We start from the raw sequence: 22,750 nt of genomic DNA on the forward strand, positions 1-22,750 counted from the left end.
CACGGATTTCCTTGGCGACTGTGCGTCTAACGCCGCGCAAGCGCCTGTCCGCGGGTGATCAGCCCGCAGGCTTCAAGGCGGGGCGCTGTCGGGCCGCTTTGCGAGGGAGCGCCGCAAAGGGTCGGATTTTCGGTAAGCGCTTCGTAGTAGCGGTGATAGTTCTCGACATGGGTGAAATGCTGCTTGCGGTGCTGGTCCTCGCGGGCGCGGTCCATCGACGAGGCCAGAAACTTGCTATGCAGCAACGCGCCGGTCGTCAGGTTCCGCCGTGCATCGAAGCCGCCATTCAACCGGCGGGGCAGAAGCAGATGCGTCGAGCTCAGATAGGCGTAGCGCCAGTGCCAGCGCAGGAGTGGCGTTTTATGCAGATGGGGGGCGTGATCCGGACGGTCCCGAAAGAACAGGCGTTTGCGCGGGCCGCCACGGATGGAGATATTGCCGTAGCGTGGCTGATACTCCCAGTCATAGCCCCAAGCGTCGAATTCGGTGAGATCGTGCAGGTCATGCGCCTCCGACAAAGGCCCTTTCGGATAGAGATCCAGCATCAGCGCGGCCATGACATCCTGTCCCGCCTGATCCAGCTTGCGGGTCAACCGGGGCAAAGGAAGCCTGTCGTGGTCGGGATAGACCAGAAGCTCGTCGGCATCGACCGTCAGGCACCATCTGCCATGACCATAGGCCAGAAGTAGCCCGTTGATCCAGTCCATGCCGAACCGCGCGGCGCGGTAGCTGGCACCGGTCTGCCAGAGCCAGACATCCGGTTGCGCCGCGAGATAGGCCGTGCTGCCATCCTCCGACCCGTTATCGACCATCAGGAAATGGCCGAGGCCGAGGCGGCGATAATGTTCCAGAAAGGCGGGAAGACGCTCCATCTCGTTGCGCAGGCAACAGAAGAGGACAGGCGCATCGGACGGGGCCGCAAAGGGGCGCGGCGGGGGCGTAAGCCTTCTGCGCGCCATCCATGCGCGCAGAAGAGCGTTTTGTCGTTTTTGCCGCAACCGGTATGCAGACCAGAGCGTTCGGGTCTGCATCGGGCAGGTCTCCTGACTGGGTCAGGAATTATTCTGCATATTCCGGCGCCTGATGCCAGCGCCATGCATCGGCAATCATGGTTTCCAGCTCGGCACGTTTGGGGGTCCACCCCAGCACGTCTTTCGCTTTCACCGACCCCGAGACCAGCACGGCGGCATCCCCCTCGCGGCGGTCGCCTTCGATGATGGGCACTTCGCGATTGGTGACATTGCGCGATTGCGCGATGACTTCCCGCACCGAGAACCCGTTGCCGGTGCCTAGGCAGAAGACCTCGGAGGGTTTGCCCTCTTCCAGCCATTTCAGCCCCAGAACATGCGCATCGACCAGATCGGAGACATGGACATAATCGCGGATGCAGGTGCCATCGCGGGTCTCGTAATCCGAGCCGAACACCGTCAGCGCTGCACGTTTTCCGGCGATTGCATCCAGCATCAGCGGGATCAGATGGGTTTCTGGCACATGTTGTTCGCCCACCTCTGCCTCGGGGTCAGCCCCTGCCACATTGAAGTAGCGGAAGATCACCGAGCGCAGCCCGTGGCTATTGCCGAAATCGCGCAACATATCCTCGATGGCGCGTTTGGACCCGCCATAGGCATTGATCGGGAATTGCGGGGTCTGTTCATTCAGCACCACACCATCCTGATCGCCATAGGTCGCACAGGTGGAGGAAAAGACGAATTTGTCGATCCCTGCATCGGTGGCTGCCTGAATCAGGTTCAGCGCGCAATTCACATTGGTCGCCCAATATTTTGCGGGGTTTTTCATCGACTCGCCCACAAGGGACAGGGCCGCGAAATGCATGATGGCAAGAGGCTGGTACTTGGCAATGACCTCGTCGAGGCGGGCGCGATCGTGCAGATCTCCCACTTCAAGAGGGCCAAATTTGACAGCCTCTTTCCAGCCGGTCGATAAATTGTCAAAGCAGACAGGGACATACCCTGCCTGCTTGAGCGCCTTGCAAGCGTGCGAACCAACATAGCCCGCACCACCTGTGACTAGAACATGTTTGGTCATCTTACTCTGCAGCAGCCCGCATCGTCATGACATCGCCCAGATATTCGGCGAATTCGTCTTTGAGGTCATCGCGTGCCAGACCAAAGGCCACGGTCGCTTGCAGGAAGCCTGCCTTGGAGCCGCAGTCATAACGCTGGCCGTTGAAACGGAAGCCGTAAACCGGATTGCCCGCTTCGATGTCCTGCGCGATTGCATCGGTCAGCTGGAACTCGCCGCCCGCACCGGTGGTGTTGGACTGGATCGCCGCATCGATGTTATGCAGGATTTCGGGGGTCAGGATATAACGCCCGATGACCGCAAGATTGGAGGGCGCTTCCTCGGCTGGCGGCTTTTCAACCATGCCGTTCACCTTATAGGTGTTGCCGTTGACCTGTTCGCAATCAAGCACACCGTAGGACGAGATCTTCGAGGTGGGCACTTCCATCGCCGCAACATAGTTCCCGGGATTTTCGTTATAGGCCTCGATCATCTGTGCCAGACAGGGCTTGTCGGCTGCGATTACGTCATCGGTCAGGATCACGGCGAAGGGCTCATCGCCGATCATCCGGCGCGCACACCAGACCGCATGGCCCAGACCCAGCGCGCGACGCTGGCGGACATAGGCAATGGCACCCGAGGGCATATTGGTTTTTTCAAGCTCTTCGAGGATCGCCGTCTTGTTCTTGGCACGCAGGGAGGCGTCCAGTTCGGGGGCGTCGTCGAAATAGTCCTCGAGTGCGGATTTCCCGCGCGAGGTCACGAAAATGAATTCGGTGATGCCTGCGGCGCGTGCCTCGTCGATGGCATATTGAATCAGCGGCCGGTCAACCAGCGTCAGAATTTCTTTAGGAATAGATTTGGTCGCGGGGAGGAAGCGGGTTCCAAGACCTGCAACGGGAAAGACCGCTTTAGTGACCTTACGTGTCATCAAGCACCTTTTTGGTTTAGGATGCGGAGTTGCATCCATTTCAGTTTAATCAATGTTACACACGAAGTTTGGTTCCAAACAAGATCGCGATGTCGCATCAATTCCCAGAACGCGCGAACGCGCAATTTAGTTCAACGTGTCACGGCATTTTTTAATTTGTTGAGATTTCCGGATTAATCAAGCCGTCCCTCACAGCTTAAGCTGATCTCCGCTGCTTTGGCGAATGGAAAATAACCCTGAGGTTGAGTTAACGTTGCGGAAATTTTATGCGAATTAACCAATTTTTAAATGTTTATAAGAACTGCTCGATCAAATACCGAGCAGTTCTAAACTTTTAGGCGAGTCCCATTTCCGCCATCATGGCCTCGATACGGCTCACATCCGAAGGGTTGTTCAGTTCCCAGAACTGGCGACCACGTGATTCGACCTCGACGCAGAGGATGTCATGGCCGTTTTCGAGGAAGCGCAGCTGCTCCAGCCCTTCGAGCTGTTCGAGCGGTCCGATGTCCCACCCGGGATAGCGTGCCAGTGCTTCGGCGCGATAGGCATAGGCCCCGACATGATGGAAAACGGGCGTCGGTGCATCGGGCGCATAGGTCTGGCTTGTGAAGGGCACGACCTCTTTCGAGAAATAGAGCGCCTGATGGGAGGCCCCGAAGACGGCCGTGGTGCCGCCTACGCGGTCATGGCGACGGTCCTCCTTCAGCGCCTCCAGCATCGCGCCCTCACAACGCAGGACCGGCGTCGCCAGATCCAGATCGCAGCCCTTGATGCCCGCAATCAGCGCCTCGATAAACCAGGGGGGCGTCAGCGGCGCGTCGCCCTGAAGGTTGACCACATACTCGAAGCCACCGCCCAGATTGGCATGGGCCTCGGCGCAGCGCTCGGTGCCATTGCGGCACTCGGGCGAGGTCATCACCACCTCGGCGCCGAAGCTTTCGGCCTCGGCCCTGATGCGCTCGTCATCAGTGGCCACGACAACCCGCAGATCGCCTTGCACCGACATGGCCGCATCCCAGCTCCGGCGGATCAGGGTCTTTTTCTCGCCTGTGGCACCGGTCAGGGCCACAAGCGGTTTCGCCGGATAGCGGGTCGATGCGTAGCGCGCCGGAATAACAATAAGGGTCGACATTATTTTACCAGCAGGACGCCCGGTGCATAGGCGATGAAGAAGGGGTTGCGGAAACCGTCTTTGCCATAAGAGAAGGTCTTGTGATCCTCGAAGTTGATCATAAGGCCGCCCGCGCCACGCAGCACCGCATCCCCTGCGGCGGTGTCCCATTCCATCGTCGGGCCAAGGCGGGGATAAAGATCGGCCTCGCCGGTCGCGACCAGACAGAATTTCAGCGACGATCCGGCCGAGGTCATGTCTTTCACGCCATACTGGCCGATATAGTCGTCGGTCGCCTGATCGCGGTGCGATTTCGAGGCCACCACCATCAGCGCGCGGTTATCGGGGGTCGAAACCGTAATCGGGCTGATCTCGCCGGGCTGCTCTTTGTCGAAGCTGCCTTTTTCCTCGACCGAGCGGCCATCGGCGAGCGTGTAGAAGAGGCGCTTGATCGCAGGGGCGTAAACCACGCCCGCTTTCGGTACGCCGTTTTCGACATAGGCGATATTCACGGTGAATTCGCCGCGACGCTTGATGAATTCTTTCGTGCCATCCAGCGGATCGACAATCAAAAAGGTCGATACTGTCAGATCATGGCTTGCCGCCTGTTCCTCGGTCACCAGAGCCACATCGGGGAATGCCGCGCGCAGCCCGTCCGAGATGATCTTGTCCGCCGCTTCGTCAGCGGCCGTTACGGGGCTGTCGTCGGATTTGGATTTGATCTCGAAATCCGGACCATCATAGATTTCCATGATTCGGTCGCCGGCTTCCAGAGCCAGTTTGCGAATGGTTGGCACGAGCTTTTCATAATCCATGAGGTCTCCAATCCGTCACGTTCGCCGCTTAGTACTGTTTAGGTGTCACAGTTATGATAGGGCATCAAGTAAACAGCAAGTTTTGCAAGACATATTCAGTCCTACGAGGCAGAGTGCGGAATTATGTTCAGAGCGCAACAAAGTAATTCGACAATCGGGTCAACCTTCAGTCTTCTGGAGCTGATCTACCATGCGACGGTGCGTCAAATCCGCAAAACCCACGGCAATGCGCTGGTGGGGCTGCTGATGAACATGATGCAGACGATGATCCTCGTTTTCACCTTCTATGTCATGTATGCGCTGCTTGGTCGCGGCAGTACGGTGCGCGGTGATTTCCTGTTATATATCATGAGCGGGGTGTTCCTGTTCATGACCCATGCCAAGGCCATGAGCGCGGTCTTCGGGGCGGAAGGGCCGACCTCTGCCATGATGAAACACGCCCCGATGACGACCGCCGTCTCGATTACCGCGGCTGCTCTGGGCGCACTTTATATCCAGATGCTGTCGATTGTGGCGGTGCTCTATGTCTATCACGCCGCATTCACGCCGATCTCGTTTTACAACTGGGTCGGTGCCTTGGGGATGGTGATGCTGAGCTGGTTTACCGGTGTGGCGATCGGGATGGTGTTTCTGGCGGCCAAGCCTTGGGCCCCCGACGTTGTGGGGGTGATCCAGCAGGTCTATTCCCGCGCCAATATGATCGCGTCCGGCAAGATGTTTCTGGCCAATACCCTGCCGCACAAGATGCTGGTCCTGTTCAGCTGGAACCCGCTGTTTCATACAATCGACCAAGCACGCGGCTACACGTTCATCAACTACAATCCGCATTTCTCGAATTGGCCCTATGCCCTTTATGTCGGGCTGGCGCTGATGATGATCGGTTTGCTGGGCGAATTTTATACCCGTCAATACGCCTCTGTCTCTTGGGGCGCCCGACGTTAAGGGGGCGAAAACCGCCCCGATCCGGAAGCCCCCGCCACAGCAAAATGCACCGGGGGCTGCCGTCCATGCGGGATCAGCGTTGGGCTTCTACCGCTTCGCGCTGGACAACGTGACCTGCGGTCGAAACGTCCTGACCGAAGCCGTGCACCGTCGAACAGGCCGAAAGCGCGCTGACGGCAACAAGAATAAGGGCGGGGAAAATACGTTTTGTCATGGTGCGACTCCTTTGTCTCTGGGGCCATAACACACGAAAATCATGCAGGTTCCGCAAGTTCCGTCATTATCGTGAATATTCCCGTATGAACGGATTTCTGCCTATGAGCGGTCGGAAATCAGCCGATCGAACATGGTCAGACAGCTTTGCATCTGGTCAAGGCTGACAAATTCGTCAGGCTTATGCGCTTGCGCGATTGACCCGGGGCCGCAGATCACCACATCGGTGCCAAGGGCCTGAAACAGGCCGGCTTCTGTCGAAAAAGGGACACAGGCCGCCTCGTTGTGCCCCGTCAGCCCGAAGACCAGATCGCGGGCCTCGTTTTCCGGCATAGGTTCCAGCCCCGCGACCTCGCCTATGGTTTCCGTCAGGATGCTGGCCTGCGGGTGGGTCTGGCGCATCTCGGCCAGTAGGGTGTCAACATGGCTGGCGACCTCGGATTTCACGAAATGCATGTCATCACTGGTAATGGGGCGGAATTCCCAGTCCAGAACCGCATGATTGGCAATTACATTATGGGCCACACCCCCTTGCAGCCGTCCCACATTCAATGTGGTCCAAGGCGGGTCGAAACGTGACTGCGCAGGGGCGCGGGCCACCAGATGCTGGCGCAGCTCCAACAGGCGGGCAATATAGCGCGCCGCATATTCCACCGCATTCACGCCGCGTTCGGGGGCCGAGCTGTGGCCCTCCAGCCCCGAAAAGGTCACGCTATATTCGCAACAGCCCTTATTGCCCTCGATCACCTGCATCTCGGTCGGCTCGCCGATGATGCAGAGACGGGGGCGGAGGTTGCGTTGGGCAAGCGTGTCGGTCAGTGCGCGCGCACCAAGGCAGCCGACCTCTTCATCATGGGTGAACGCGAAATGGATGGGGTGTTGACCGGCGATGCGCGCCAGATCTTCGGCTTTGGTCAGGCAGCAGGCGATGAAGCCTTTCATGTCACATGCTCCCCGCCCGTAAAGCCGACCGTCTTCTTCCTGCATCTCGAAAGGGTCGGTGCGCCAATTCTGGTCGGCCACCGGCACGACATCGCTATGGCCCGAAAGCACAAGCCCGCCATCCCCCTCCGCCCCGAGCGTGGCCCAGAGATTGGCCTTTTTCCCTGACGGATCGCGCAGGATCTCTACCCTTGCGCCTGCCGCTTCCAGATGGCGGGCGCAATAAGTGATGATATCAAGATTGCTCTCGGCAGAGATACTGGGGAAAGCAATCAGGTCTCCCAGAATAGCCTTTGCATGTTGAAGATCTGACATATTTCCCTCCAAGCTCAGTCTTTGACAAAGAGCTTGCGTTCGATATTGCACAGCGGCTCGGCGGGCCCATCCTCGCGGATCAGGATGGTTTCGGTGGTTTCCATCCCCCAGTCGTCCATCCAGAGGCCCGGCATGAAGTGGAAGGTCATCCCCGGTTGCAGCACGGTCTCATCCATCGCCCTGAGCGAGACGGTATGTTCGCCCCAATCCGGCGGGTAGGAACAGCCGACCGCATAGCCGCAGCGGGCAGGGCGCTCGATCCCCACTTTCAGCAGCTCCGTGTCCAAAGCGCGGGCAATGTCGCAGGCGCGATTGCCGGGGCGGGCGACCTCGATCCCGGCATTCAGCCCCGCCGTCAGCGCCTGCGCCGCATCCAGCATATGCTGCGGCGGCTTGCCCAAGTAAACCGACCGGCAGAGCGGCGCGTGATAGCGCCGGTAACAGCCCGATTGTTCAACGAAGGTCATCTGGTCTTTCTGGAACGCCTCGCCATTCCACGTCAGATGCGGCGCGGAGGCATCGGCCCCCGAGGGCAGCATCGGCACGATGGCGGGGTAATCGCCCCAGCTATCATCCTCGCCCTGAACGGCGGTCTTATACAGCTCGCCCACCAGATCATGCTTGTGATAGCCCGGCTCGATCAGCTCGACCGCGCGCGAGATCACCAGCTCCGAGATCCGCGCGGCACGGCGCATGAAGCGCAGCTCTTCGTCGGATTTAATCAGCCGCTGCCAGTTCACCAGCACCGACGCATCCACCAGCGTGGCGTCGGGCAGCCCCTCGGCCAGAACGGTATGGGCGCGGGCGGTGTAGAAATAGGTCTCCATCTCCACCCCGATTCGCGCCTGACCGTGGCCAAGGATGCGCAGATGCGAGGCGAGGTCTTCCATCGGGTGCACCGTGTCGGATTGCACCATACGGTCGGCATACCACCGGATCTGCTCGTCGCCCATCCAGACGGTGCGCTTGGCACCATTGGCATCCATCATCCGGCCCCACCAGATCGGGTCGCCCTCCATCGTCAGGATAACGCCCTGATGGGTGTAAAAGGACCAGCCGTCATAGCCCGTCAGCCAGAACTGGTTGGATGGGTTGGTGACAAACAGCACATCCAGCCCGCGCTCGGCCATCGAATGGCGCACCAGCGCAATGCGACGTTGATATTCGGGCAGGCTGAAGGGGGCATTCTCGATGGGCATGGAGTCTCCGTCTTGAAATTGCTGGCGTAAACCGGCTGGGGCCGATGGCGTGCGGTGGCGGGCAGCACCTGTTCGGGCGCTGCCTTGCCTATATGGGACACCGCATGCCCTGCGAGCGTCAAACGGAAATCGGCTGCCTTGGCGGAAACCCAAGGCCCATACGCCCCCGAAGGGCGCGTATCTGCTTATTGTCTTGGCGTAATATCCCCTGAATGCAGCACGGGAGCTGCATCGATCGCGCCCGCATCCAGCATCGCGGCGACGCGTTCCAGCGAGGCCACAAGCTGGGCCTGCTCCCAATCGGCCAGATTTTCGAACTTCTTCACAAAGCGCTGTTGCAGGGCGTCGGGGGCTTCGTCCAGCGCGTGGTGGCCGGCTTCGGTGATGACAATATCGGTCTGGCGGCGGTCGATCTCGGACCGCTGGCGCTGCACCATGCCTTTATCGACCAGCTTGTCGACAAGCGAGGTAACGGTGGCCTGACTGACCCCCATGCGGGTCGAGATCGCCTTGGCGGTCGACCAGCCCTTTTCGGCCACCACCTGCAGGACACGGAACTGCACAGGCGTCAGCCCCGCCGATTTCGCAAGGTCACGGCCAAAAAGCTCGGTCGCACGCAGGATGCGGCGCAGGGCAATAAGACTCATATCGGTACGGTCGCTGCTCATACCGTCTCCATAACTGGTTAGAAGCTTCGAATGGCTTAATATCGCAGAGGCGGAGGCGGCGGGCAATTACGATTTCCTTTGCTTTGACTAACGGATATTCCCTTTGTCACTTAGGGTTTCGATGGGTTTATAGCAAATTTAAGCCCATATTTTCAACATTAGAAAAGAAAATTACTTTGAATGTTGAAATTTATACTTCGATGATCTAATTAGATTGACGAAGCAACTGAGGAAGTGGAATCGTGCCGACAGTCGAAGTCATGAAACAGCCAAAGCTTACCTTCCGAAAGCCGGACGCGAAGGACGGGTCGGAAATCTGGTCGCTGGTGTCGCGGTGCAAGCCGTTGGACGAGAACTCGATGTATTGCAATCTCCTGCAATGCGACCATTTCCGCGATACCTGTGTTCTGGTCGAACAGGATGGCCTGCCGATTGGCTGGATTTCGGGATATATCCCGCCTTCGACCCCCAATACCCTTTTTGTCTGGCAGGTGGCCGTGGCGCCCGAAGCGCGCGGTCTTGGCCTGGGCAAGCGTATGCTGGCTCATCTGCTTGACCGCCCCGAGACGGCGGATTGTGCCCGCCTGCAGACCACCATCACCAAATCGAACGAGGCTTCATGGGGCCTGTTCCGCTCTTTCGCGCGCTCTGTTGGCGGCGAATTGACATCGGCTGCACATTTCGACCGCGATGACCACTTCGCAGGCCATGCCGCAACCGAGCACATGGTCACCATCACATTCGAGGAAGAGGCGATGGCGGCGGCCTGATCCGCCCCCTTCTTCCCATTCTCCCCATATCAAACCCAAGAGGTTCTTTATGCCGTTTGACAAAGCAAACGACCGGACAATTTTTACCCAACGCGAATCCGATGCCCGCTCTTACTGCCGTGGTTTCGATACCGTTTTCACCGAAGCCCGTGGTTCGGAGCTGTTCGACGCCGATGGCAAACGCTACATCGACTTTCTGGCGGGCTGTTCGTCGCTGAACTACGGCCATAACGACCCCGATATGAAGCAGGCTCTGGTTGACCACCTGATGGCGGATAAACTGGGCCATGCGCTTGATTTCCATACCGATACCAAGGGCGAATTCATCGAGGTCTTCCGCGACCTGATCCTGCGTCCGCGCGATATGGACCATAAGCTGATGTTCATCGGCCCGACTGGCGCCAATGCGGTTGAGGCCGCGATGAAGATCGCCCGCAAGTCGACGGGTCGTCAGAATATCATCGCCTTCACTAATGGCTTCCACGGGGTGACCATGGGCGCGCTGGCTGCGACCGGCAATGGCTATCACCGTGGTGGGGCAGGGATGATGCCGCAGGGCGTGACCCGCATGCCGTTCGATGGCTATGCAGAGGGCGTGGATTCGGTCGCTCTGCTGGACCAGATGCTGTCGGATGCTTCGGGTGGCGTTGACGCGCCCGCCGCGATCATCATGGAAACCGTGCAGGGCGAGGGCGGGTTGAATGCCGCATCGCCGGACTTCGTGCGCGGCGTCGAGGCCGTGGCCCGCAAGCATGGCGCGCTGTTTATCATCGACGATATTCAGGCAGGCTGTGGCCGGACCGGCACCTTCTTCTCCTTTGAAGAAATGGGCGTGAAGCCCGACATCGTGACCATGGCGAAATCGGTCTCGGGCATGGGCCTGCCGATGGCGCTGGTTCTGGTGCGCCCCGAGCATGACGTGATGGGCCCCGCCGAGCATAACGGCACCTTCCGCGGCAATACCCATGCCTTCCTGACCGCGAAAACCGCGATCGAGAAGTTCTGGGCCGATAATGTCTTCCAACGCCAGCTGGCCGATAAGGCTGTGGTGCTGACGACGGCTCTGTCGCAGGTGGCCGAGATGTTCGATGGCGCCTTCCTGAAGGGCCGTGGGCTGATGCAGGGCGTGGATGTCGGCACCGGCGAACGCGCCTCCGAGATCTGTGGCCGCTGCTTTGAAAAGGGCCTCGTGATCGAGACCTCGGGCAATGAAGACCAGGTGGTCAAGGTGCTGGCACCGCTGACCACGCCGGATGCGATCTTCCGCGAGGGTCTGGACATCCTGATCCAATCGGCCCGCGAAGTCGCTGGCAAGTAATCCGGACTGGCGAATAACCCAGCCCCCAATGAATAGGAGACCACTATGATTGTACGTGATTTCAACGAACTGAAGAACACCGATAAAGCCGTGGCCAATGAGCGCTGGACCTCGGTCCGCATGTTGCTGGCCGATGACAAGATGAACTTCTCGTTCCATATCACCACGCTGGAAGCGGGCTCGGAGCATGAGTTCCACTACAAGCACCACTTCGAGAGCGTCTATTGCATGTCCGGCACGGGGCGCATCATCGAACTGGATAACGACAATAAGACCCATGAGATCAAGCCCGGCGTGATGTATGCGCTCAACCTCCATGACCGTCACCGCCTGATTGCCGATGAGGGCGCGGATCTGGTGATGGCCTGCTGCTTCAACCCGCCGGTGACCGGCAAGGAAGTGCACCGAGAGGACGGCTCTTACGCGCCTGCGGACGAGCTGGAGAAGGCGTAAGCCACTATGGGCAGTGCACCCCAATATCCCGCTCATACCGTCGAAAAGATCGGTGGCACTTCGATGAGCCGCGTGCGCGAATTGCGCGACACACTGTTTATCGGGGATCGCGAAGGGGCCGCGCTTTATGGCCGTGTCTTCGTGGTCTCGGCTTTCGGCGGCATCACCAACCTGCTTCTTGAGCATAAGAAGACCGGCGAGCGCGGCGTCTATGCGCGTTTTGCCGATGCCGATAATGATCACGGCTGGCTGGAAGCGCTGGATGTTGTGGCGCAGGCCATGGGGGAGGCGCATCGCAAGGTGCTGGACCATCCCGCCGATCTGGCGCAGGCCGACAGTTTCGTGCGTGACCGGATCGATGGCGCGCGTAACTGCCTGATCGATCTGGGGCGGCTGTGTTCCTACGGGCATTTCCGGCTGTCGGATCATATGCTGGCGATGCGCGAGATGCTCTCGGGTCTGGGCGAGGCGCATTCGGCCTATGTCACCACGCTGATGCTGCAACGCGCAGGCGTGGCGGCGCGGTTTGTCGACCTGTCGGGCTGGCGCGAAGAGGGCGATCCCGATCTTGAGGGCCGCCTGAAAGCGGGGCTTGAGGGCGTGGATCTGACCTGTGAGATGCCGATTGTCACGGGTTATGCGCAATGCCGCGAAGGGCTGATGGCCGAATTCGACCGTGGTTATTCCGAGGTGACCTTCTCGCGGCTGGCGGCGCTGACCGGCGCGCGCGAGGCGATCATCCATAAGGAGTTCCATCTGTCTTCGGCGGACCCGAACCTTGTGGGGCAGGAGGCCGTGCGCAAGCTGGGTCATACCAATTATGACGTGGCCGACCAGCTATCGAATATGGGGATGGAGGCGATCCACCCCAAGGCAGCCAAGGCGCTGCGTCAGGCCGAGGTGCCGTTGCGCGTGACCAACGCCTTTGAGCCTGACGATCCGGGCACGCTGATCGACGACAAGCCGGCGGATACGCCAGCCGTCGAGATTATCACTGGCCTCGACATTCTGGCGCTCGAGCTGTTCGAGCAGGATATGGTGGGGGTGAAGGGCTATGATGCGGCGATCCTCGAGGTGCTGACGCGCCATGATGTGCGCATCATCTCCAAGGCGTCGAATGCCAATACGATCACCCATTATGTCGATTGCTCGTTGAAGGTGGCGCGGCAGGTGGAGCAGGATCTGAACCGGATCTACCCCTCGGCCAAGGTCTCGGCGCGACCCTTGGCGATGGCCTCGATCATCGGGCGCGATCTGAACGGGCTATCGACCCTGACGCGCGGGCTGCAGGCGATTGCGGCGGCGGGCCATGAGGCATTGGGGGCGACGCAGGGTCCACGCAATGTGGATGTGCAATTCGTGCTGGAGCGCCCGAGCCTGAAGCCGGTGATTGCCGCGCTGCATGGCGAGTTTATCGCGCCCTGCGAGTTGCAGTTGAAAGCGGCCTGAGTTTGGGTTTGTGAATGCGGGAAAGGGGTGCCCTTCGGGGTGCCCCTTTTTCTGTTGGGGGGGGACGGTTTCACCGCGGCCATCGAGGCCCCGGCGAAACCGGTCGGGGGCCTTGCCCCCTCCTTAGCGGCCCGAGGTGAGGGAGAGGAACACGTCTTCCAGATCGGCCTCGGTGGTTTTGACGTCGGCAATGTCGATATGGGCGGCGCGCACCGCGTCGAGGATGGCATTGGCCGAGGTCTTGTGGCGGTTGTAGTCGAAGGCCAGCAGCCCGTCTTCGCGGCGGGTCAGCTGCACGCCTTGGGGCAGGGTGATGTCGGGGGCGTCGCCCATTGGGGTGATCAGCATGGTTTTGGCGTCCATCTGTGCCAGCAGGGCCTCGGTCCTGTCGCGTATGATCAGATCACCATGATTGATGATGGCGATTTCGTCGCACATCTCCTGCGCCTCCTCCAGATAATGGGTCGTCAGGATGATCGTCATGCCTTGTTCGTTCAGCTTGCGGACATTGCGCCACAGCATGCTGCGCAGTTCGATATCCACCCCCGCTGTCGGTTCGTCCAGCACCAGAATCCGCGGGCGATGGACCAATGCCTTGGCCAAGAGCAGACGGCGTTTCATCCCGCCCGAAAGGCTGCGGGCATAGGTTTCCGCTTTATCCGACAGTCCCACCAGTTCGAGGATCTCGTCGGTCCAGCGCTCGGCTTTGGGCACACCATAAAGCCCTGCCTGCAGTTCCAGCAGATCGCGCGGTTTGAAGAAGGGGTCCATGTTGATTTCCTGCGGCATCACGCCGATGGCCGCCCGCGACTGGCGGGGATTCTCATCCTGATCGAAGCCCCAGATTTTCACTTGACCTGCGCTTTTACGCACAAGCCCTGCGAGGATATTGATCGTGGTCGATTTGCCCGCGCCATTGGGCCCGAGCAGTCCGAAGATCGAGCCTTCGGGAATATCAAGGTCCAGCCCTTTCAGCGCCTCTTTCGGGGGCGCATGGCGCGTGCCTGCGTAAGTTTTCCGTAAACCTTTGATCTCGATTGCCGATCCTGCCACTTGCCGGTCCTTTTCGCATTGCTGTATCATGGGCCCGAACCCGGGCGCTTGCTGCCTGTCCCTAATATAGTGGAGCCACCGATGACCGCCACCACCCAGACTGCCGCTACCCCGACCCCTTCTGTGCCGGAAGCCCCTGAAACCGAAATCGTGACGACGTGGAAAGTGTGCTGTGATGGCGGCGTGGGGGCTTTGGGGCATCCGCGTGTCTGGCTGGCCATTCCGCCCGAAACCGGCTTTGTCGAATGCGGATATTGCGACAAGAAATATGTAATCGACCGCGCGCATGCCAAGACGGGGCACTGACCCTGCGGGTTGATTCAATTTGAACCAATGCCCGCATCGCGATTAGGCCCCTGTTAAGCTATTCTTCCTACCGTTGCGTCACGTTTCGGAGGGAAGGATCGTGCTGGACAAGGGCCTGACTGCACTTATTCGCGATAGCTACGCAAAGGCGCTTTTGCGCAGGCCCTGCCTTTTGCAGGATTTCTACCTTTATCTTCTGACCCGCCATCCGGAGATGGAGCCGCTTTTCCCCAGATCTATCGCGCGTCAGGCCGATAAGTTTGCGGGGGCGCTGCAGCTTTTGCTGTCTTATGAAAACGCGCCCGAAGACTTGTCACGGGCATTGCGCCAGTTGGGGCGTGACCATCGCGGGCACGGGGTGCGGGCCGAACATTATCCCGCCGTGATAGAGGCCCTTGTGGCGACTCTGGCGATCCAGTTGGGGCGCGACTGGACAGAGGCCTATGAAACAGCCTGGCGCCGCTTTCTGGAGTTTGTCAGTCGCGAGATGCTGGCCGGTGCATCGGATGAAGCCGCCTGAGAGTTGCAAAATCGGGATTTCAGCCCGATCGCAGCGCAGAGGCGGGCTGCCATATTTGTGCGCGACGTATTCAGCAATGTGAGTACCGGACCGGTTCCGGATCTGCACTTCGCGCCCATCAGGACATCTGCCGGCGCCCTGTCCGGCCCTATCCGTGGGGGGATGCCGGTATAGGCGCCCTGATCGGCGAACAGGATCTGTGCGGTCTGCTGGTCTCACGGGCCACATCGGCTGGCTCATGTCACTGGCGTTGCGCCCATGTGCCTGTAGAAGGTCTTGTAATGAAACAGGGTCTTGTAATGGATCCGGCCGCGCAGATCCCTATGCGCCGCGTCCTGAACCACGGTCACTTCACCAATCCCCTTTCTCTCCGATAGAGGCGCATCCCATAGGGTAACTGGTCGTGTCCTCGGAGAGTTCGCAGGGGTATCTCCCTTCGGGCAAGGTTGTCGGTAACCCGGTCAGACGTCGGGCGGCTTGCTTGTCCGAGGGGGAAAAGAAAGTCCCGGTAGAACTGGAAGAAACCGGCGGATCATGGCAGAACGTCTCGAAATACAGGTATGTAAAAGCTGACCGGAGGGAAGCATATGGCGGAAGGTTTTGGCAAAGGGTGCCACCTGCATCTGATCGACGGATCGGCTTTTATCTTCCGCGCCTATCATGCGCTGCCGCCGCTGACGCGCAAATCCGACGGGCTACCGATCGGAGCGGTGTCGGGCTTTTGCAATATGCTGTTCAAATATGTCGAAGAGGCCAAGGGCGCGGATGCGCCGACCCATGTGGCGGTGATCTTCGATAAGGGCAGCCATACCTTCCGCAATGACCTCTATGACCAGTATAAGGCCAATCGCGAGGCCATGCCCGAGGACCTGCGCCCGCAGATCCCGCTGACCCGTGCGGCCACCGAGGCCTTCAATATCGCCTGTAAGGAACTGGCGGGCTATGAGGCAGATGACATCATCGCCACCCTTGCCCGTCAGGCGCGCGAAGCAGGCGGTCGGGTGACGATCCTCAGCTCCGATAAGGACCTGATGCAGCTTGTCGGCGGCGGGGTCGAGATGCTGGATCCGATGAAGAACGTCCAGATCGGCCCCGAAGAGGTCGAGAAGAAATTCGGCGTGGCCCCCGATAAGGTGATCGACGTGCAGGCGCTTGCGGGCGATTCGGTCGATAATATTCCGGGCGCTCCGGGGATCGGCATCAAGACGGCGGCGCTTCTGATCAATGAATATGGCGATCTGGAAACGCTGCTGGAACGGGCGGGTGAAATCAAACAGCCCAAGCGCCGCCAGACCCTGATCGACAATGCCGACCAGATCCGCCTGTCGAAACAGCTTGTGACACTGGACCCCCAGACCCCCCTTGATTTCACGCTGGACGACCTTGAGGTCCGCGACCCCGAGCCGGAAACCCTGATGAAATTCCTCAACGAGATGGAATTCCGCACGCTCACCCGCCGCGTTGCCGAGAAATCCGGCACCACGCCGCCGCCCGCGCCAGAGCCCGTGGCGAAAGCCACGGGCGGGGCCGCCGAGGCGGGGGGAAGCCCCGTTGAGGCGGCCCCCTTCACCCCCGAAAACTACGTCCATATCAAGGATGCCGCGACGCTTGCCAAATGGCTTGATAAAGCCCGCGCGCGTGGCTGGCTGGCCATCGATACCGAGACGACCTCGCTTGACGAGATGCAAGCCGATCTGGTTGGCGTTTCGCTGGCGATTGAACCCAATGAGGCCGCCTATCTGCCGCTGGGCCATACCGAGGGTGGCGATGACCTCTTCGGTGGCGCGCAGCTTGTGCCCGAACAGATGGGCCTGCAAGAGGCGCTTGCGCTCTTGAAACCCGTGCTGGAAGACCCCTCGATCCTCAAGATCGGGCAGAACATGAAGTATGACTTCAAGATCCTCGCCCGCCATGGAATCCGCATGGCGCCGATCGAGGATACGATGCTTCTGTCCTATTCCCTCCACGCCGGTCTGCATGGCCACGGGATGGATACGCTGTCGGACCGCTATCTCAGCCACCAGCCGATCCCGATCAAGGATCTGATCGGCTCGGGGAAATCGCAGATCACCTTCGACAAGGTGCCGCTTGATAAGGCCGTGGCCTATGCCGCCGAAGACGCCGATATCACCCTGCGCCTGTGGCAACTGTTCAAGCCGCAGCTTCATGCCCAAAAGGCCACCACGATCTATGAAACCGAAGAACGCCCGCTTGTGCCGGTTCTGGCCGATATGGAAATGGCGGGGGTGAAGGTCGATGCCTCGGTGCTGGCGCGCATGTCCAATGTCTTTGCCCAGAAAATGGCGCAGCTGGAAGACGAGATCACCGAGATCGCAGGCCAGAAATTCAACGTGGGCTCCCCGAAACAGCTGGGCGAGATCCTCTTTGATGTGATGGGCGTCGAAGGCGGCAAGAAGGGCAAGACCGGCGCCTATTCGACGGGCGCCGATGTGCTCGAAGACGTCTCGACGATGGAAGACCGCAACCCCGCGGCCGCGAAACTCGCCTCGGCGGTGCTGGACTGGCGCGGGATTTCCAAGCTGAAATCCACCTATACCGACGCGCTGCAGACCCATGTGAACCCCGAGACGGGTCGCGTGCATACGTCCTATTCCATTGCGGGGGCGAATACGGGGCGTCTGGCCTCGACCGACCCGAACCTGCAAAACATCCCCGTGCGCTCGGATGAGGGTCGCCGCATCCGCGAGGCCTTTGTCGCCCCCGAGGGCCGCCGGATCGTCAGCCTTGACTACAGCCAGATCGAGCTGCGGATTCTGGCTCATGTGGCGCAGATCGATGCGCTGAAACAGGCCTTCCGCGAGGGCGTGGATATTCACGCAATGACCGCCTCGGAAATGTTCAACACCCCCGTCGAGGGCATGGACCCGATGATCCGCCGTCAGGCCAAGGCGATCAACTTCGGCGTCATCTATGGCATCTCGGGCTTCGGTCTTGCGCGCAACCTGCGCATTCCCCGCGCCGAGGCGCAGGGATTCATCAACCGCTATTTCGAGCGTTTCCCCGGCATCCGCCAATATATGGAGTACACCACGGCCTTCGCCAAAGAGCACGCCTATGTCGAAACGCTCTTCGGTCGCCGGATCAACACCCCCGAGATCAATGCCAAAGGGCCGGGGGCGGGCTTTGCCAAACGTGCCGCCATCAACGCGCCTATTCAGGGGGCGGCTGCCGATATTATCCGCCGCGCGATGGTGCGCATGCCCGATGCGATCAAGGGCATTGATGCGACCATGCTCCTGCAGGTCCATGACGAACTGATCTTCGAGGTGGCCGAGGCTGATGTGGACCGGCTGATCGCCACCGCCCGCGAGGTCATGGAAGGCGCCGCCGAGCCTGCGGTGAAGCTTGATGTGCCGCTGATTGTCGATGCGGGGCAGGGGCTTTCCTGGGCCGAGGCGCATTGATCACGCGACCGTGACGTAAGGGCTGGCTGTGCAGCCGCCAGCCCCGCGCTAGGGTGGTCCCAAAGGGAGGCCACCCATGCCGCATGATCACCACCATCACCACCACCATCATCTGGACCCGAACAGCGGTGACCGTGCCGTGGTCTGGGCGGTGGCGATCAATATGGCGCTGACGGTTGCACAGGTCGTGGGCGGGGCGCTGGCAGGCTCGATGGCGCTGGTGGCCGACGGGGTGCATAACTTCTCGGATGCGGCGGCGTTGATCCTTGCCTTTGGCGCGCGCAGGCTGGCGCGGCGGGGCCATGATGCGCGTATGACCTTCGGCTGGTCTCGTGCCGAGGTGCTGGCCGCTTTCACCAATTATATCGCACTGATCCTGATCTCGATCTGGCTGCTGGCCGAGGCGGTGGGGCGCATGATCGACCCGCCCGAGGTCGAGGGCTGGACCGTTCTGATTCTGGCAGGGCTGGCGCTGATCGTTGATCTGGGCACCGCTGCGCTGACCTTCAAGCTCTCGAAAGACAGCCTGAATATCCGCGCGGCCTTCCTGCATAATCTGGCGGATGCGGGGGCCTCGGTTGCGGTGATCATCGGCGGTGCGGTGATCCTGATCTGGGACTGGCGGCTGGTGGACCCGATCCTGACGGTGCTGATCTCGGTCTTCATTCTGTGGCATATTTTCGCGGATCTGAAACCCGTCACCAGCATCCTGATGCTGGGCGCGCCCGCCGCGCGTGATAGCGCCGAGATCAAGGAAGCCTTGGGCCAGATCGAGGGCGTGACGGGGGTCCATCATGTGCATCTGTGGCAGATCGATGAAAAGCGTACCTCTTGCGAGGCGCATATCGTGCTGGCCGAAGGGGTGGAATATGCGCCCGTTATCGCGCGGGCCAAGGCGATGCTGGTCGAACGGTTCGGCTTGGCCCATGTGACGCTTGAACCCGAAAGCCCGGCTTTGGGCTGTGCGGATGCCCGCCCCGATCCCCACCCTGCCTGAGTGCTATTCGCGCCACGCCTCTTTGATCCACGGCGTAGGCTTCATGAAGTGGCGCAGATAGCGGAAGGCCGAGCCCTCGTTCTCGGGGCGGTTGGGGAAATTGGCAAGATGGTCGCGCAGGGTAAACCCCTCGCGCCCCTGCCAGCCGCCCTCGATGGCGGTCTGCGGGTAGACCCCGCCCGGAAAGATCACCACGCGGGCATCGGGATGTTTGCGCGCGGGCATCACCCAGTTCAGCGGGAAGACCGGCAGGCATTGATAGCGGAAATGCTGCACCCAGTTCTTCGGGAAAAGGTCGATGCCGCCCGGCGCATTACGGGTCACAAAGCGCTGCTCATAGACATATTCCTCGGCCACGCCCAAAGGATCGGCACAGAATGTCTCTTGCAGGGGCAGGAGCTTGCCCACCGGAAAGCGGAAGCAGGAGGTCTGGCCCAGCCGCTCGAAGGGTTTGGCGGGGTTGCGCGACAGCACCACGCCATCAGGGTCGCCATAGGTAAAGAGATCGTCCAGCGATCCGGTGATCACCAGATCCAGATCCAGAAACAGCACATTGCCCGTCAGGCTGCCCAGCTTCGGCCCCCAAAGGCGCGCCTTGGGCCAGATGCCCTTGCGGGTCTTCGGGATTTCAACCGGAATCTCGGGCAGGGGCTCGGTTTTCACCTCGGGGCGGATGCCCTCGGGGTTGTCGCAAAAGCAGGTGAAGGTGAAGGGCGGCGTGATATTGCGCGCGACCATAGCGTACAGGCGATTGATGAAGGGCGGACCGTATTTGGTGCCCCAGTTGATGCAGATCACCTGCTTGATCATGGCAATTCAGCCTTTCGCCTTGCGGGGTCGCCCCCGTGTCTTCTTGGGGGCGGGCTCCTCGGAGGGAGTGTCCCCTATGATGCGCCTCAGCCATGCAAGCCCGCCTTCGGTGGTCTCGCGCGGCGTATAGTTGGCGCAGACATAGCCGGAATAACCGCCCGCGTCGAGATGGGCGCAAAGCCCCGCCAGATCAAGGGACTCGCCCGCAGGTTCGTGCCCATCGGCCCCTGCCAGCCAGAGATGGCCAAGTTGCGGCAGGTAGGGTGTGATCCATGCAATCGGGTCTTCGCCGGAAGCAAGGGGGCTGCGCAGATCAGCGGCCAGTAACAGGTTTTTGCCGCCGACTTCCGCAAGCACATGGGCACAGCTTGCCAGATCGGGCAGCAGGCTGCCCGCCCCCTCTGGGGTGATCATGAAACGCGCTTTCGGATGGGCTTTGCAGGCGGCCTTGAGATTGCCGATCAGGGTGCCGATCTGCGCCTCGGGTCCCGCCAGCAGTGTCAGGAAGCCGGATTTCAGCACGTCGGCCACCCGCAGGGCCCGCTTGAGATCGCGCAGGAAGCGGTCTTCTTGGCCCGCGACCCCCGCATAGCCCGGCAGACCGCCGGTATAGTTGGGTGGCGGAGCGTCCAGCCCGGTCCAGAACAGGTCGTTCATCACCAGCTGATAGCGCAGATCGGGGGCCGCTGCATCATAGGGGCTGCGCATTTCGACGGCATCGAAACCGGCAGATTTCGCGGCAGAGAACCGGGTCATGAGCGGACGGTCAGAGAAGAGATGATCCAGATCGGCTGCAAATTTCGGCATTCAAAGCTCCGCCATGGGGATGATGGGGAAGAATCGGCCTTCCGACCACAACCCCAGCCAGTCCTCTTCACCATGTTTCCCGCTTTGGGCGAGGTCAACCAGCCTGTAGAAGGTTTTCCTGTCGATCAGCGCCTCCAGACCGCGCCGGATATGTACATAGGGGGAGGGCTCTCCCTGCGCGTCGAGAGTGACGCGGATCGGATGGTCGGCATTGGCGGTGACCGTATCGCCGACATTGGTGGTAAAGCGGATCTGCTGCGTCTCGCCGGTGCCGGTCACGTCGGCATCGACGGCCAGAAAGGGGGTATCGACCACGCGGATGCCCACTTTCTCGACCGGAGTGACCAGAAAATACGCGTCGCCTTCGCGCTTGAGGATCGAGGCGAAAAGCCTGACCAGAGCCTCGCGCCCGATCGGGGTGCCAAGGTAGAACCATGTCCCGTCACGCCGGATTTCTATATCCAGATCGCCGCAGAAGGGCGGGTTCCAGAGATGCACGGGCGGCGGGCCTTTCTGCGTGGCCTGACGGGCCGCTGCTGCCAGCCCGTCGGCGGTGGGGGCCTTCACGGGCTTGTGTGTCTGTGTCATGCGGGCCTTTGAATTAGCTATTTGGTTTTGAGGCGTAATCTGGTTTTCTATATGTAATACTTTTCGCGGAGCATTGTCATGACCGAGCCTACCGATCTTGTCGCTGAAATTGAAACCCTTGGCGCAAAGCTGATGGCGGCAAGGGAATCGATCAATAAGCGTTTCATCGGGCAGGAGCGCGTGGTGGAACTGGTTCTGGCGGCGATGCTGTCGGGCGGGCATGCGCTTTTGTTGGGGCTGCCGGGGCTGGGCAAGACCATGCTGGTGGATACGCTGTCCACCGTGATGGGGCTCAAATCGAGCCGCATCCAGTTTACGCCTGACCTCATGCCCGCCGATATTCTGGGCTCGGAGGTGCTGGAGACCGCCCCCGACGGGGCGCGGGCGTTCCGTTTCCTCGAAGGGCCGGTGTTCTGCCAGCTTCTGATGGCCGACGAGATCAACCGCGCCAGCCCCCGCACCCAGTCGGCGCTGTTGCAGGCGATGCAGGAGCAGGAGGTCTCGATTGCCGGAGAAAGCCGTCCGCTGGGCCGCCCCTTCCATGTGCTGGCCACCCAGAACCCGATTGACCAAGAAGGCACCTATCCGCTGCCCGAGGCGCAGCTTGACCGTTTTCTGGTGCAGGTGAATGTGGTCTATCCCGACCGTGAAACCGAGCGTGCGATCCTGCTGGCCACGACGGGGGCCGAACTGGGCGAGGCGCATGAGGTGTTCACCCCCGACGAGCTGCTGCGCGCGCAAAATCTGGTGCGGCAGATGCCGGTGGGGGCTTCGGTTGTCGAGATGATCCTTGATCTGGTGCGCGCCTGCCGCCCCAATGAGCCCGATGCCTCGGCGCTGGTACAGGACAGACTGTCCTGGGGGCCTGGTCCGCGGGCCGCACAGGCCTTGATGCTGACGGTGCGGGCGCGGGCGCTGATGCAGGGACGTCTGGCCCCTTCGGTCGAGGATGTTCTGGCCTTGGCCGAGCCCATTCTTGTGCACCGCATGGCGCTGAGTTTTTCGGCGCGGGCGCGTGGTGACGACCTGACGCAGATCATTGCCGATGTGGCGCAGGAGGTGGCGTCCAGAGCCGCGAAAGAGGTTGCGGCGTGAA

Annotated in this window: 23 protein-coding genes; 10 read left to right on the plus strand and 13 right to left on the minus strand. The window is 60.6% G+C overall.

From position 1 onward, the window contains the following. Positions 1-26: 26 nt before the first annotated feature. From WDB88_RS04145 to cysQ, 5 genes are all read right to left on the minus strand, one after another. A complete protein-coding gene (locus WDB88_RS04145; RefSeq protein WP_339108941.1) occupies positions 27-872 on the minus strand; it encodes a glycosyltransferase family 2 protein in 846 nt (281 codons plus the stop codon). 187 nt (positions 873-1,059) lie between these two features. Beyond that, positions 1,060-2,046, minus strand: coding sequence for a UDP-glucose 4-epimerase GalE (galE, locus tag WDB88_RS04150; RefSeq protein ID WP_339108942.1), 987 nt, complete (start codon positions 2,044-2,046; stop codon positions 1,060-1,062). Between the two features lies 1 nt (position 2,047). After that, positions 2,048-2,953, minus strand: a complete 906-nt coding sequence (gene galU / locus WDB88_RS04155) for a UTP--glucose-1-phosphate uridylyltransferase GalU (RefSeq protein WP_339108943.1) — start codon at positions 2,951-2,953, stop codon at positions 2,048-2,050. Positions 2,954-3,287: 334 nt separating this feature from the next. Next, complete coding sequence (locus WDB88_RS04160; RefSeq protein ID WP_339108944.1) at positions 3,288-4,085, minus strand: manno-octulosonate cytidylyltransferase; 798 nt, start codon at positions 4,083-4,085, stop codon at positions 3,288-3,290. Next, positions 4,085-4,879 (minus strand): 3'(2'),5'-bisphosphate nucleotidase CysQ, encoded by a 795-nt coding sequence (cysQ, locus tag WDB88_RS04165; protein WP_339108945.1) that lies wholly within the window; start codon positions 4,877-4,879, stop codon positions 4,085-4,087. Before cysQ ends, WDB88_RS04160 begins: the two co-directional genes overlap by 1 nt. A 123-nt stretch (positions 4,880-5,002) precedes the next feature. On the opposite strand from cysQ, the gene WDB88_RS04170 reads away from it, so the two are divergent. Further along, positions 5,003-5,821 carry an ABC transporter permease gene (locus WDB88_RS04170; protein WP_339108946.1) on the plus strand — a complete coding sequence of 273 codons (819 nt, stop codon included), beginning with the start codon at positions 5,003-5,005 and terminating at the stop codon, positions 5,819-5,821. Between the two features lie 73 nt (positions 5,822-5,894). On the opposite strand, the gene WDB88_RS04175 is transcribed toward WDB88_RS04170, so the two are convergent. From WDB88_RS04175 to WDB88_RS04190, 4 genes are all read right to left on the minus strand, one after another. Further along, positions 5,895-6,035 carry an entericidin A/B family lipoprotein gene (locus WDB88_RS04175; RefSeq protein WP_339108947.1) on the minus strand — a complete coding sequence of 47 codons (141 nt, stop codon included), beginning with the start codon at positions 6,033-6,035 and terminating at the stop codon, positions 5,895-5,897. Positions 6,036-6,136: 101 nt separating this feature from the next. Then, on the minus strand, positions 6,137-7,291 hold the full coding sequence (argE, locus tag WDB88_RS04180; protein WP_339108948.1) for an acetylornithine deacetylase: 1,155 nt from the start codon (positions 7,289-7,291) through the stop codon (positions 6,137-6,139). Positions 7,292-7,305: 14 nt separating this feature from the next. Continuing rightward, the gene (locus WDB88_RS04185; RefSeq protein WP_339108950.1) at positions 7,306-8,490 is read right to left on the minus strand and encodes a M24 family metallopeptidase; all 1,185 of its coding nucleotides are present in this window, start codon (positions 8,488-8,490) and stop codon (positions 7,306-7,308) included. 185 nt (positions 8,491-8,675) lie between these two features. Further along, on the minus strand, positions 8,676-9,158 hold the full coding sequence (locus WDB88_RS04190; protein WP_339108951.1) for a MarR family transcriptional regulator: 483 nt from the start codon (positions 9,156-9,158) through the stop codon (positions 8,676-8,678). Positions 9,159-9,418: 260 nt separating this feature from the next. On the opposite strand from WDB88_RS04190, the gene ectA reads away from it, so the two are divergent. Genes ectA through WDB88_RS04210 form a run of 4 tightly spaced genes read left to right on the plus strand, consistent with a single transcriptional unit; the run spans position 9,419 to position 13,148 of the window. Further along, positions 9,419-9,928, plus strand: a complete 510-nt coding sequence (ectA, locus tag WDB88_RS04195; protein ID WP_339109466.1) for a diaminobutyrate acetyltransferase — start codon at positions 9,419-9,421, stop codon at positions 9,926-9,928. 49 nt (positions 9,929-9,977) lie between these two features. Next, positions 9,978-11,246: a diaminobutyrate--2-oxoglutarate transaminase gene (ectB, locus tag WDB88_RS04200; RefSeq protein ID WP_339108952.1), complete on the plus strand. Its 1,269-nt coding sequence runs from the start codon at positions 9,978-9,980 to the stop codon at positions 11,244-11,246. A 45-nt stretch (positions 11,247-11,291) separates the two neighbouring features. Further along, positions 11,292-11,699, plus strand: coding sequence for an ectoine synthase (locus tag WDB88_RS04205; RefSeq protein WP_339108953.1), 408 nt, complete (start codon positions 11,292-11,294; stop codon positions 11,697-11,699). A 6-nt stretch (positions 11,700-11,705) separates the two neighbouring features. Continuing rightward, positions 11,706-13,148 (plus strand): aspartate kinase, encoded by a 1,443-nt coding sequence (locus tag WDB88_RS04210; RefSeq protein ID WP_339108954.1) that lies wholly within the window; start codon positions 11,706-11,708, stop codon positions 13,146-13,148. Between the two features lie 123 nt (positions 13,149-13,271). Here the strand turns inward: WDB88_RS04210 and WDB88_RS04215 are convergent, their stop codons facing one another. After that, on the minus strand, positions 13,272-14,201 hold the full coding sequence (locus tag WDB88_RS04215; RefSeq protein WP_339108955.1) for an ABC transporter ATP-binding protein: 930 nt from the start codon (positions 14,199-14,201) through the stop codon (positions 13,272-13,274). Between the two features lie 81 nt (positions 14,202-14,282). Between WDB88_RS04215 and WDB88_RS04220 the strand changes: the two genes are divergently transcribed. From WDB88_RS04220 to WDB88_RS04235, 4 genes are all read left to right on the plus strand, one after another. Continuing rightward, positions 14,283-14,507 carry a zinc-finger domain-containing protein gene (locus WDB88_RS04220; protein ID WP_339108956.1) on the plus strand — a complete coding sequence of 75 codons (225 nt, stop codon included), beginning with the start codon at positions 14,283-14,285 and terminating at the stop codon, positions 14,505-14,507. Between the two features lie 100 nt (positions 14,508-14,607). Further along, the gene (locus WDB88_RS04225) at positions 14,608-15,027 is read left to right on the plus strand and encodes a globin domain-containing protein (protein ID WP_339108957.1); all 420 of its coding nucleotides are present in this window, start codon (positions 14,608-14,610) and stop codon (positions 15,025-15,027) included. Between the two features lie 587 nt (positions 15,028-15,614). Then, positions 15,615-18,452: a DNA polymerase I gene (gene polA / locus WDB88_RS04230; protein WP_339108958.1), complete on the plus strand. Its 2,838-nt coding sequence runs from the start codon at positions 15,615-15,617 to the stop codon at positions 18,450-18,452. Positions 18,453-18,528: 76 nt separating this feature from the next. Further along, a complete protein-coding gene (locus WDB88_RS04235; RefSeq protein ID WP_339108959.1) occupies positions 18,529-19,449 on the plus strand; it encodes a cation diffusion facilitator family transporter in 921 nt (306 codons plus the stop codon). 3 nt (positions 19,450-19,452) lie between these two features. Here the strand turns inward: WDB88_RS04235 and WDB88_RS04240 are convergent, their stop codons facing one another. Genes WDB88_RS04240 through WDB88_RS04250 form a run of 3 tightly spaced genes read right to left on the minus strand, consistent with a single transcriptional unit; the run spans position 19,453 to position 21,654 of the window. After that, a complete protein-coding gene (locus tag WDB88_RS04240; protein WP_339108960.1) occupies positions 19,453-20,259 on the minus strand; it encodes a glycosyl transferase in 807 nt (268 codons plus the stop codon). Between the two features lie 6 nt (positions 20,260-20,265). After that, entirely contained in the window at positions 20,266-21,066 is an 801-nt protein-coding gene (locus WDB88_RS04245) for a TIM barrel protein (RefSeq protein WP_339108961.1), read from the minus strand. Beyond that, on the minus strand, positions 21,067-21,654 hold the full coding sequence (locus WDB88_RS04250; RefSeq protein WP_339108962.1) for a DUF1285 domain-containing protein: 588 nt from the start codon (positions 21,652-21,654) through the stop codon (positions 21,067-21,069). It abuts the gene before it with no gap. Positions 21,655-21,732: 78 nt separating this feature from the next. Here WDB88_RS04250 and WDB88_RS04255 point away from each other — a divergent pair, with 78 nt between their 5' ends. Next, entirely contained in the window at positions 21,733-22,749 is a 1,017-nt protein-coding gene (locus WDB88_RS04255) for a MoxR family ATPase (RefSeq protein ID WP_339108963.1), read from the plus strand. Position 22,750: the final 1 nt, after the last annotated feature.

The sequence above is a fragment of the Thioclava sp. GXIMD4216 genome, from assembly GCF_037949285.1.
Classification (GTDB): Bacteria; Pseudomonadota; Alphaproteobacteria; order Rhodobacterales; family Rhodobacteraceae; genus Thioclava; species Thioclava litoralis.